This is a genomic window from Streptacidiphilus pinicola, from assembly GCF_003258295.1.
In the GTDB taxonomy this organism is placed as follows: Bacteria; Actinomycetota; Actinomycetes; order Streptomycetales; family Streptomycetaceae; genus Streptacidiphilus; species Streptacidiphilus pinicola.
Genome location: NZ_QKYN01000034.1, coordinates 1 through 11961, shown reverse-complemented (window position 1 = coordinate 11961; position 11961 = coordinate 1). Strand labels below are relative to the sequence as shown.

Annotated in this window: 8 protein-coding genes and 1 tRNA gene; all 9 read right to left on the bottom strand. The window is 74.2% G+C overall.

Translation table 11 applies throughout. The annotated features are described in order from the left end of the window. Nucleotides 1-91: 91 nt before the first annotated feature. Nucleotides 92-355, bottom strand: a complete 264-nt coding sequence (locus tag DN069_RS08380) for a hypothetical protein (protein WP_111500224.1) — start codon at nt 353-355, stop codon at nt 92-94. 14 nt (nt 356-369) lie between these two features. Next, entirely contained in the window at nt 370-2784 is a 2415-nt protein-coding gene (locus tag DN069_RS08375) for a ComEC/Rec2 family competence protein (protein WP_111500223.1), read from the bottom strand. After that, nucleotides 2781-3677, bottom strand: coding sequence for a ComEA family DNA-binding protein (locus DN069_RS08370; RefSeq protein WP_207892089.1), 897 nt, complete (start codon nt 3675-3677; stop codon nt 2781-2783). The genes DN069_RS08375 and DN069_RS08370 overlap by 4 nt, the downstream gene beginning before the upstream one ends. A 97-nt stretch (nt 3678-3774) precedes the next feature. Beyond that, nucleotides 3775-4119, bottom strand: coding sequence for a hypothetical protein (locus DN069_RS08365; protein ID WP_133259857.1), 345 nt, complete (start codon nt 4117-4119; stop codon nt 3775-3777). Nucleotides 4120-4239: 120 nt separating this feature from the next. Further along, nucleotides 4240-5079: a DegV family protein gene (locus DN069_RS08360; protein ID WP_111500221.1), complete on the bottom strand. Its 840-nt coding sequence runs from the start codon at nt 5077-5079 to the stop codon at nt 4240-4242. A gap of 93 nt (nt 5080-5172) precedes the next feature. Further along, complete coding sequence (gene leuS / locus DN069_RS08355) at nt 5173-8052, bottom strand: leucine--tRNA ligase (protein ID WP_111500220.1); 2880 nt, start codon at nt 8050-8052, stop codon at nt 5173-5175. Between the two features lie 273 nt (nt 8053-8325). Continuing rightward, nucleotides 8326-10317, bottom strand: a complete 1992-nt coding sequence (locus tag DN069_RS08350; protein WP_111500219.1) for a S53 family peptidase — start codon at nt 10315-10317, stop codon at nt 8326-8328. A 234-nt stretch (nt 10318-10551) separates the two neighbouring features. Then, nucleotides 10552-10624: transfer RNA gene (locus DN069_RS08345), tRNA-Ala, on the bottom strand. Nucleotides 10625-10690: 66 nt separating this feature from the next. Continuing rightward, a partial coding sequence (locus DN069_RS08340; protein WP_111500218.1) for an MFS transporter occupies nt 10691-11961 on the bottom strand: 1271 nt, incomplete at its 5' end.

Below are 11961 nucleotides of genomic sequence, written 5' to 3'. Positions count from 1 at the left end.
GAACCACCCTATCCGCCGGGAGTGACAGCGACGGACGGGGCAACCGGACAGCCGCCGCCCCAGACGCCGATCAGCTGCGGTCCGGTGCGGCCTAGAAGTCCTCCAGCCAGCCGTCGTACTCGGCCACGAGGTCCCGCAGGTCGGCGACGGAGAGGGTGATCGGGAGCGGCGGGTCGAGGACGACGAGCCACTGGGCGTCCTCCGCGTCGTCCTCGCCGGCCAGGGCCTCGCGGTGGAGCTCCGGCTCCGGGAGGCCGGGGTGCGCCGCGGTGAGCTGCGCCGACAGTGCCTCCGCCGCGTCGCGGTCGGGAAGCACCAGCACGTAGTGGTCGATCTGGTCACTCGTCGTGGTCACCCGGCCATTATCGACTAGCCCCGGCGCACCGCGACGGCGAGTGCTCCGTCGGGGGTGAGGACCGCCAGGTCCCCCTGCTGGTCGGTGCGGACCACGGTGGTGCCGAGCGAGCGGAGCAGCCGGAGCGTGGTGGGGGCCGGATGGCCGTACCGGTTGCCCTGGCCGACGGAGATCAGCGCGAGGCGCGGCCGGAGCGCGGTGATCAGCGCCGGGTCCTGTTTGGCGGAGCCGTGGTGCGCCACCTTGAGCACGTCGACGCCATGCGGGCCCGGCAGCGAGGTCAGCGCGGCGAGCAGCCGCTGCTGGGCGGGCGGCTCCAGATCGCCCAGCAGGGCGATCCGCAGGCCCGGCAGGGTGACCAGCAGCGCCACCGAGGCGTTGTTCGGTCCGGGCGGGACGTGGTCTCCGGCGGGGTCCGGCGGCCACAGCACCTCCCATCGCAGCGCCCCCAGCGCCCGCTGCTCGCCGCGGGTGGCGCGGATCAGCGGCACGCCCGCCTCGGCGGTCCAGCGGCGGACCCGGGCGTACTCGGTGGGCGGGTCGTCGACCGTGGTGGTCTCCACCGCGCCGACGTGGCGGTCGTGCAGGACGCCGGGCAGGCCCTCGACGTGGTCGGCATGGTCGTGGGTGAGGATCACCAGCGGGAGCGTGGTGACGCCGAGGGCGCGCAGGCAGCCGTCGACGGCGTGGGGGTCGGGGCCCGCGTCGACGAGGATCGCGGTGGCCGGGTCTCCGCCGGGCGACAGCACCAGGGCGTCCCCCTGGCCCACGTCGCAGGCGACGAGCCGCCAGCCGACGGGCGGCCAGCCCGTGGCGAGCCGGGCGAGCGGCGGGGGCCGTAGCAGCACCAGCAGCAGACAGAGCGTCAGGAAGACGGCCATCAGGGGACGCCGCAGCCAGGCCGCGGCGGCGACGAGCGCGCAGGTGACGGTGATGAGCAGGACGGCACCGAGCCAGCCGACGGGCCAGTCGATCTCCGCGCCGGGCAGCGCCGAGCCGAGGCGGGCGACCTGGATGAGCGCCCAGACCGGGACGGCGGCGACCCGGGCGATCCACTGCGCGCCCGTCAGCCACAGCGGCGCGACCGCGAGCGCGGCGAAGCCGAGCACCGTGGCGGGGGCGACACAGAGCTCCGCGAGCAGGTTGCAGGGGATCGCGACGAGCGAGAGCCGGCCCGAACGGAGCACCAGCAGCGGCCCGCACCAGGCCTGGGCCGCGGCCGCGGCGGCGACCGCCTCGGCGAGGCGGTGGGGCCAGCCGTGCGCGCGCAGCGCCTCGGACCAGCGCGGCCCGACGGTGACCAGCCCGGCGGTGGCGAGCGCGGAGAGGGCGAACCCGTAGGAGAGGGACAGCGCCGGGTCCGCGAGGATCAGCACCAGTGTTGCGCCCGCGAGGGCGGGCAGCGGACTGCCGCGGCGCCCGGTGGCCAGGCCGAGCAGCATCACCAGGCCGGTGGCGGCGGCCCGCAGCACGCTCGGGTCCGGCCGGCACAGCACCACGAACGCCCCGGTCAGCAGCGCGCCGGCCACGGCGGCGCCGCGCAGCGGCAGCCCGAGGCGGGCGGCGAGGCCGCCGCGCTCCGGGGTGCGGGCGCGGGAGGCGCGGCCGATCAGCAGCACCATCATGATCGACAGGTTGGAGCCGCTCACCGCCGTCAGGTGGGTGAGGTCGGTGGCGACGAAGGCCTCGTCGAGCTCGGGCGTCATGGCGCTGGTGTCGCCGTCGACCAGGCCGGGCAGCAGCGCCCGCTCGTCCTCGGGCAGTGGTGCGACCGCGCGACGCAGGCCGGCCCGGAGCGCGCCCGCCGCGCGCTGGAACGCGTCGGGCGGCGCGAGCAGCCGGGGCTGATCCGTCGTCAGCAGCGTCGCGACGACGCCCGGCGGGCCGTCGGGGCCGACGGGACGGGCGCGGGCGGTCAGGGCGACCCGCGTCGAGGGCAGCAGCCGCAGCCACTCCCCCGCCGCCGGGCCGCGCACCACCACCCGGACCGGCGAGCTGGTCGCCGTCCCCGCGACGCCGTCGACGACGGCGCGCAGCACCGTGGTCCCGTCGGTGGCGCGGCGTTGCGGATCCGTCGTGACGGTGAGCCGCAGCTCGGCCGGACGGCCGGAGCGGGCCAGCGCCGGGACGGGGCCACGGCTGAGCGCCACCCCGGCCAGCCCGGTGCTGAGCGCCGCCGCGGCGGCGCTGAGCACCAAGGCCGCGAGGAGCCGCGGTCGCACGCGGCCCAGCAGCAGCCCCAGCCCGACGACCGCGCAGACGGCGGCGCCGCCCAGCACCCACCCGCTGTACGCGCCCCGCAGCGACACCAGCGCGGCGCTGAGCCCCCACACCAGGGCCGCGGGCCCGACCAACCGCACGTCCAACGGCCTCGCCTCCGCGCCGCCGGGACGGGCCGCGCCGGGCGGCGCGGCGTCCGGCGCCGTCATGGCCGGAGCTGGGCGCGGAGGTCCTGCAGGCGGCGTTCGCCGAAGCCCGGGACCTGGCGGAGCTGGTCGACGGACTGGAAGCCGCCGTGCTGCTCGCGGAAGGCGATGATGCGCTGGGCGAGCACCGGGCCGATGCCCGGCAGGGCGTCGAGCTGGGCCGCGGTGGCCGAGCTGAGGCTGAGCGGGCCGGAGGCGTGGGCCGCGCCGGCCGGGCCGCCCGGGGGCGGGCCGCCGACGATGATCTCCTCGCCGTCGTTGACCTTGCGGGCCAGGTTGAGCCCTGTCAGATCCGTGCCAGGGAGCGGCCCCCCGGCCGCGTTGAGGGCGTCCTGGACCCGGGAGCCGGGCGGTAGCGTCCGCAGGCCGGGGTTGCGCACCTTGCCGGAGACGTCGACGACGAGCGCGGCGATGGCCGTGCTGCCCGGCGCGGGACCGCCCGCCGACGACGCACCGCCGGAGGAGCCCGGCGAGGGCGACCCGGTGCCCACCGCGGCCGTCCCCTCCACGGCCGGGGCGGGGACGGCGACGGCCTCGGGCCGGCCGGCCCAGAAGTGCTGGACGCCGTAACCCAGCGCCAGCACGAGCAGCACGGCGAGCCCGAGCAGCGCCCGCCGGTCGAGGTCCCAGCGCTCCCTCAGCGCGAGCCCGAGGGAGGAGGCGAAGGCCGGACGCCCCGGCGGCGGATCGGGCGCGGCGGCGGGCAGCGTGGCCACCGGCAACGCGGCGGTGATCTCGGGCAGGACGGCCGTGGACACCGCCGCCGCGGTGGTCGCGGTGGTGGCGGCCGGTCGGAAACGCTCCTGGGGGCCGAAGAGGGTGTCGACGCGGTGGCGCACCAGGGCCGTCGTCGCCTCGCGACGGGCCCGGGCCGCAGGGGTGAAGGCGGTTCGCATGCGCCCGACGTTAGGAGCCGACCCGCACACGCGTCCCAGGCGAACGGACGGTCTGTGGACAACCCGGCCCTGTGGAAAACCGGCTCACCCGCAGGGGTTACTCCGGCCCCGTCTCCGGCAGGAAGCAGATCGCGCAGTGGCGGCAGAACATCTGCCGTTCCCAGCTCGCGCGCGCCCTGCGGGCCTCGTCGACGCCCCGCGAGACCACGAACGCGACGACCCCCGCGGTGAGCAGGAGCAGCAGGCCCAGCACCCGGGCGTCGTCGATCACGAAGAACGCCCCCGCCGCCGCGACCACGAGCGGCACCCCGTAGCTCGCCGCACGGGTCGCGGGCGGCGCGAACGAGGACTTCAGCGCGCTGCCGTCCGGCAGGGCCAGGTAGTAGTGGTCGAGTTTGACGACCTGTTCGGCCATTCCGCAGCCAGGGCAGGCGAACGCCATGGCTTGCCTCCTCCCGTGCGTCCCGCTTACCCCACGGGACCCACCTGCCCGGAGGATGCCCACCGGGACGGCGGTCAACCCACGTCGTACACGGACCGGGCGGACCGACGCGACGGCGGCTCAGCGCGGCGAGACGACCACGGCCAGCAGCCCGGGGCCCACGTGCGCGCCGATGACCGCGCCGACCTCGGAGACGACCAGCTCGCCCACCCGCGGCACCTGCTCGCGCAGCCGCTCGGCCAGGGCCTGGGCGCGGTCGGGGGCGGCGAGGTGATGGACCGCCAGGTCCACCTCGTGCGCGCCCGCGTGCGCCACCGCGAGCTCCTCCAGACGGGCGATGGCCCGGCTTGCGGTGCGGACCTTCTCCAGCGGCTGGATCTGACCGTCCGCCAGGTGCAGTAGCGGTTTGACCGCGAGCGCCGAGCCGAGCATCGCGCGGGCGGCGCCGATCCGGCCGCCGCGGCGGAGGTACTCCAGGGTGTCGACGTAGAAGAGGCCCGCGGTGCCCTTGGCGCGGGCGGTGGCGGCCTCGACGGCCTGGTCGGCGGTGCCGCCGGTGCGGGCGGTCTCGGCGGCGGCCAGGACGCAATAGCCGAGCGCCATGCCGACCATCCGGGTGTCGACCACGCGGACCGGCAGCGGCGCCTCCTCGGCGGCCAGCAGGGCCGCCTCGTAGGTGCCGGAGAGCGCGGCGGACAGGTGCAGCGAGACGACCTCGGTCGCGCCGGCCTCGGCCGCCGCGCGGTACGCCGAGGCGAACGCCTCCGGGTTCGGCCGCGAGGTGGTGACCGGCGTCCTGCGCTGCAGCGCGGCGGCCACCTCGGCCGGGGAGATCTCGGTGCCCTCGGCGAGGGCCTCGCCGCCGATGACCACGCTGAGCGGGACGACCGAGATCCCGTAGCGGGCCACCGCCTCCTCCGGAAGGTACGCGGTGGAGTCGGTGAGGATGGCGACGGACATGGCCTGGAGGTTACCTGCCGGAAGACCGGAAGGGACAGGCGGACCCGTCCCTTCCGGTCTCACGGTTTCAAAGAAAGCCGAGCCCGCACCGGATCAGATGACGATGTTGACCAGCTTCGGCGCGCGGACGATCACCTTGCGCACCTCGGCCCCGCCCAGCGCGGCCACGATCGCCGGATCGGCCAGCGCCAGCTTCTCCAGCTCGGCGTCGCCGATGGCCGGCGGCACCTCCAGGCGGGCGCGGACCTTGCCCTTGATCTGGACGACGCAGGTCACCGAGTCCTCGACCAGGTAGGCCGGGTCGGCCTCCGGCAGCTGGGCGTGGGTCAGCGACTCCTGGTGGCCCAGCTTCTCCCACAGCTCCTCGGCGATGTGCGGGGCCAGCGGGGCGACCAGCAGCACCGCCTGCTCCGCGACCACGCGCGGCGTGGAGCCCCGCTTGACCAGGAAGTTGTTCAGCTCGGTGGCCTTGGCGACCGCCGTGTTGAAGCGCAGGTTCGCCATGTCGGTCCGGACGCCGTCGATCGCCCGGTTCAGCGCGCGCAGCGTCTCCTCGTCCGGCGTCTCGTCGGTGACGACGACCTCGCCGGTCTCCTCGTCGACGACGGTGCGCCACAGCCGCTGCAGGAAGCGGAAGGAGCCGACGACGGCGCGGGTGTCCCAGGGACGCGAGACGTCCAGCGGGCCCATCGCCATCTCGTACAGGCGCAGCGTGTCCACGCTGTACTCGCCGGTGACCTCCTCCGGCGCCACCACGTTCTTCAGCGACTTGCCGATCTTGCCGATCTCGCGGCTGACCGGCTTGCCCTCGAAGTACCAGACGCCGTCGCGCTCCTCGGTCTCCGCGGCCGGGACCGGGAAGCCGCGCTCGTCGCGGTAGACGTAGGCCTGGATCATGCCCTGGTTGAACAGCTTGTGGAACGGCTCGCAGGAGCTGACGTGACCCAGGTCGAAGAGCACCTTGTGCCAGAAGCGCGCGTACAGCAGGTGCAGCACGGCGTGCTCGGCGCCACCGACGTACAGGTCGGCGCCGCCGGCCTTCTTCACCTCGGTCGGGCCCATCCAGTAGGCCTCGTTGACCGGGTTGACGACCTCGGTGTCGTCCTCCGGGTCCACGTAGCGCAGCTCGTACCAGCACGAACCGGCCCAGTTGGGCATGGTGTTGGTCTCACGGCGGTACTGCTTCGGCCCGTCGCCCAGGTCCAGGGTGACGTTGACCCACTCCTCGGCGCGCGACAGCGGCGTCTCGGGCTGGGTGTCGGCGTCGTCCGGGTCGAAGGTGCGCGGCGAGTAGTCCTCGATCTCGGGCAGCTCGACCGGCAGCATCGAGGCGGGCAGCGGGTGCGCGACGCCGTCCTCGTCGTAGACGATCGGGAACGGCTCGCCCCAGTACCGCTGACGGCTGAACAGCCAGTCGCGCAGCTTGTAGTTGACGGTGCCCGCGCCGATGCCCTGGGCGGCCAGCCAGTCGGTGATGGCCTTCTTGGCGTCGACGACGCCCAGGCCGTCCAGCGAGACGAAGTCGTTGGCCGAGTTGACGATGGCGGCGTCGTAGGAGTCGAACGAGTCGTCCCACGTCGACGGGTCGGTGCCGCGGTCGTCGGACGGCTGGACGACGCAACGCATCGGCAGCCGGAACGCGCGCGCGAAGGCGAAGTCGCGGCTGTCGTGCGCCGGGACGGCCATGATCGCGCCGGTGCCGTAGCCCATCAGCACGTAGTCGGCGATGAAGACCGGGACCAGCTCGCCGCTGACCGGGTTGACCGCGTAGGAGCCGGTGAAGACGCCGGTCTTGGTCTTGGCGTCGGCCTGGCGCTCCACGTCCGACTTGGCGGCGGCCTGACGGCGGTACTCGGCCACGGCCTCGGTGGGCGTGGCGTAGCCGCCGGTCCACTCGGCGGGCAGATCCGTGGACGGCCAGGCGGCCGGGACGATCGACTCGACCAGCTCGTGCTCGGGCGCCAGCACCATGTAGGTGGCGCCGAACAGGGTGTCCGGGCGGGTGGTGAAGACGGTGATGGCGGCGTCGCCCTCGCTGCCGTGCACCTTGAAGTCGACCTTGGCGCCCTCGGAGCGGCCGATCCAGTTGCGCTGCTGCAGCTTGATGGCGTCGGGCCAGTCCAGCAGGTCCAGGTCGTCGATCAGACGGTCCGCGTAGGCGGTGATCCGCATCATCCACTGGCGCAGATTGGCCTTGAAGACGGGGAAGTTGCCGCGCTCGGACCGGCCGTCGGCGGTGACCTCCTCGTTGGCCAGCACGGTGCCCAGACCCGGGCACCAGTTGACCGGGGCCTGCTTGACGAAGGCCAGGCGGTACTCGCCCAGCAGCTCGTCGCGCTCGGCGGGGGTCAGCGCGGACCAGGCCCGGCCGTCCGGGGTGGCCACCGCGCCGGACTCGAACTTCTCGATCAGCTCGGTGATCGGGCGGGCGGCCTGCGCCTCCGGGTCGTACCAGGAGTTGAAGATCTGCAGGAAGATCCACTGGGTCCACTTGTAGTACGACGGGTCGATCGTGGAGATCGAGCGCCGCAGGTCGTGGCCCAGGCCCAGGCTGCGCAGCTGCTCCCGGTACTTGGCGATGTTCGCCTCGGTGGTCACCCGCGGGTGCGTGCCGGTCTGCACCGCGTACTGCTCGGCCGGCAGGCCGAAGGCGTCGAAGCCCATCGTGTGCAGCACGTTGTGGCCGGTCATCCGCAGGTGACGGGCGTACACGTCGGTCGCGATGTACCCCAGCGGGTGCCCCACGTGCAGGCCGGCGCCCGACGGGTACGGAAACATGTCCATGATGAACGCGTGCGGCTGAGAGGCTGCGCCGCTGTCGCCGGCCTCGGCCAGCGGCCCGACCGGGTTCGGGGCGGCGAAGACGCCGTCCTTCTCCCAACGGTCCTGCCAACGGGCCTCGATCTGCGCCGCCAGGGCGTGGGTGTACCGGTACGGAGCGGCCGCAGCCGCCTCGGAGGTGCTCTCGCTCATCGTCCTCAGACTCCAGGGGTGCCAGCTCGGAAGGGTGCTTTTGCGCCGGAAAACGAAAAGACCCCTCGTCCATGAGGGGTCGCCACGCTGACTCCGGCCAACGTCTCTTCGAACAGGCCGGTCCGTGTCAGCGCGGCCGGCTAAGGAGCAGGCGCGCGGTTCGCATGCCGCAAGGGTAGCAGGCGGGCACTCCGGGCTCCCGCAGGAGTCGCACTCCCTGAGGGCGGGAGGTGCGACTGCCTGCGGGAGCGAGCCTCGCGCCGCTGAACGGCCCTAGCGGGCCGTCAGGGCGCCGCCGTTCGGGCCGTAGGACGGGATGTAGCCCGGGGCGGGCGAGCCGACGCCCGTGACGTCGTCGTAGCCCTGGGTCGCGTGGAGCGACGAGTCGTGGCCGAGGGCGCGCAGCGTGGTGACCGTGCCCGCGGTGGCGTCGACGTTGTTGCGGTAGTCGACGCGGACGACCGCCAGCTGGACCTTCTTGCCGTACGGGAAGTCCGTGACGTCATGCAGCGCCTGCGTGCCGTAGCGGCCGTAGATGGCCGGGTTGGCGAAGCCGAGCGGGCCGCCGGCCTCCTGCTGGGCCAGGGCCTGGATGCCCGCGATCACCGGCGCGGCGAGGCTGGTGCCGCCGACGCGGTACTCGCTGTAGGCGACGCTGCCGTTGGGGAAGGTCTGCGTCTGGCCGACGAGGAAGCCGGTGCTGGAGTCGGCGACGGCCGCGATGTCCGGGACCACGCGGTGCGGCTTGCCGAAGACGTTCGCGAGCGTGCCCGGCACCACGGAGCTCTGGTACGAGGGCTGGGCGACGCGCGAGCTGGTGCCGCCGCCCGCGCCGGCGGTGAACGCGCCGGGGAGGGTGGACCAGGAGGTGCCGGAAGCCGCCAGCGGAGCCTTGTCCGTGCCCCAGCCGGTCTCGAAGAGGTACTGGTCGTTCGCGCCGACCGCCAGGGCCGTGCCGCCGACCGCGGTCACCCACGGCAGCGAGGCCGGCATGTCGGTCTGCGTCCGGCCGGTGGCCGCCTTCTCGTCGCCGCCGTCGCCGCTGGAGAAGTAGTAGCCGATGCCCTCGACCGCGCCGGTCATGAAGATCTTGTCGTAGACCGGGTCCATCGCGGGGTCGCTGGCGAGCTCCGGTTCGCCCCAGCTGTCGCTGACGATGTCGGCCAGATGCCCGTCGTTGACCTTGTTGAGCGCGTCGATCAGGTCGGCGTCGCCGCAGGAGGCCGCGCCGACGTAGGTGAGGTTCGCGGCGGGGGCCATGGCGTGGACGGCCTCCAGGTCGAGCGTCTGCTCGCCGTACCAGCCGCTGGCGCCGCAGCCGTCGGGGGCGGCGGCGCTGGGGGCGGCGGTGTGGGTCCAGGTGGCCGCGTCGACGCGGGTGAGCTGGCCGTCGCTGTAGGCCGCGTCACCGTGCGCGGACGCGTACTGGTTCAGGTCGCCGGCCAGGGTCGGCGAGTCGTAGGCGTCGACCACGGCGATCTTGACGCCGGCGCCGGTGAGGCCGGTCGCGGTCGCGCCGTAGGCGGAGCGCAGTTGCTTGCCGGTGTAGCCCTTGGTCACGTACGGCATCACCCGGCCGTAGGCCTTCGGCAGCGTGCTCGCGGCCTGCTGGCCGTAGTACGCGGAGGTCGGCGGCGCGTTGACGAAGGCGTTGGCAGGGCCGGGCAGGGTCTCCCCGTGGTGGGCCTGGTGCGGGGAGGAGTCCAGGCCGGTGACGGCCAGCACGTCGTCGGCGACCGAGGCGGGGATGGTGGTGAGCCCGTCGGGCGCGGTGTAGACGTGGCCGTTCTTCCGGTACGCGTGCAGGTGCGCGCCGAAGGCACGGGACGCGGCCTGGGCGTCGCCCTGGACGGTGAGGTAGTGGCTGTTGCTCTGGACGACGCGGAAGCCGGCGCCGGTCAGCCAGGAGGTGACCGCGGCGACCTGCGCCCGGGACGGGGCGAAGCGCGCCCGGATCTGGTCGGGCGTCAGAAAATTGCGGTACCGGCTGGATCGTGGATCGGAGACGGCCTTCGCCTCGGCGGCGAGCGCCTGGCGGGCGCGGCCGGCGAGGTAGACGCGGGCCTCGACCTTCGCCGTGCGGGGCACCAGCCCCTGGTCGGCGGCGGGGGCGGCCGTCCAGACGGGGGCAGAGCCGGGCAGCGGGACCCGGTCCGGGCGGGTGCGGTCGGCGGCGGCGGCGCCGCCGGGGAGCGCGGCGGCGGCCGTGAGCGCGGCACAGAGCAGGGCCGCGGTCAGCGCCAGGGGCCTCCTGGTGGGACGCATGGCAGGAACACCTCTCTCGTCTGCGCACCGAGTCGGTACGCGATCGAGGGGAGGATGCGCAGCGAGAGAGCCTCCGGAGCACGGTTGCCGCCGATCGCTCCGATGATTGACTGATTATTCATCAGATCGGGTTGTTGTCACGGTCGGACGTGTGTTCCTACGACGTCCGCCGCCCGGCCCCGGAAATGCCGGAGGGCCGGTATCCGATCCGGATACCGGCCCTCGAGCCTGCTGTGGAGCTACGGGGAATTGAACCCCGGACCTCTTGCATGCCATGCAAGCGCTCTACCAACTGAGCTACAGCCCCGCGCGCCTCGTGGCGACGTGCCCTTACTGTACACGTTCCACGAGGCTGCCGACCAATCCGTTTCGCTCACGCCAGGGCGCCGCGCACCGCCCTGACCAGCACGGCCGCGCCCAGCATCAGCGCGGCCACCGCGCCGAGCGTCACCGCCAGCGCCGATCCCGACGCCGCCGGGCCCGCGACGGGGCTCGAACCGTGGAAAGCGGTGACCCGGGAGAGGAAGAGCGTGCCGAGGGCCGCGACGCCGACGACCTGGCCCAGCTGGAGCACGGTGACCATGACGCCGCTGGCGTCCGCCGCGTGCTCCGGCTCGACGCGACCGAGCGCGCGGGCGAACAGGGGGCTGTAGGCGCAGCCGCCGGCGATCCCGACCAGGAGCAGCGCGGCGCGCTGGGTCCAGGAGACGGCGCCGCCGTCCCGGGCCAGCAGGCCCACCACCGCGAACCCGAGCGCTCCGACCACCAGTGCGAACAGCGGCAGCGTGCGGTGCAGACGCTCCGGCAGGCGCCGCCACCACAGTCCGGCCGCACCGAAGCCCAGCATGGTCGGGGCCACCGTCAGGCCACTGCGCAGCGCGCTCGCGCCGAGTCCGGCCTGCAGGTGCAGGGCGAGCGCGAAGGAGAAACCGGCGACACCGGTCATCACCAGGAAGAGCGCGGCCGCCGACGGGGCCAGGCCGGGGCTGCGCAGCACCCGGGCGTGGATCAGCGGGTGGCCGCCCCGGGCGGCGACGCCGCGCTCGACGAACACGAACAGCACGAACAGCGCCGCACCGGCCGCGAGCAGCGCCCAGCACCAGACCGGCCAGCCCTCGTCGTGGCCGAGCACCAGCGGGACCACCAGCGCGCCGATCGCGGCGGCCAGCAGCACCAGACCCTTGAGGTCGAGCCGCCGCGTCCGCTCCCCCGCGACGGACGGCAGCAGCCGGTGCCCGACGAGCAGCAGCGCCAGCCCGATCGGGACGTTCACCAGGAAGACCGGGCGCCAGCCCCAGCCGAACAGGTCGGCGCTGACCAGCGCGCCGCCCACGACCTGGCCGGTCACGCCGCCGACGGCCAGCACCGCCGAGTAGACGCCCAGGGCCCGCACCCGGGACGCCCCGGTGAAGGTGCGCTGGATCAGGCTCATCACCTGCGGCACCATCAGCGCCGAACCGAGGCCCTGGAGCAGCCGGAAGCCGACCAGCGCGCCGACCGAGGGCGCGAGTCCGCAGGCCAGCGAGGCGGCGGTGAACAGCGCGAGGCCCGCCAGGAAGAGCCGGGTGAAGCCGTGCCGCTCCCCCAGCCGGGCGCCGGTGATCAGCAACACCGCGTACGCGATGCCGTAGCCGGCGATGACCC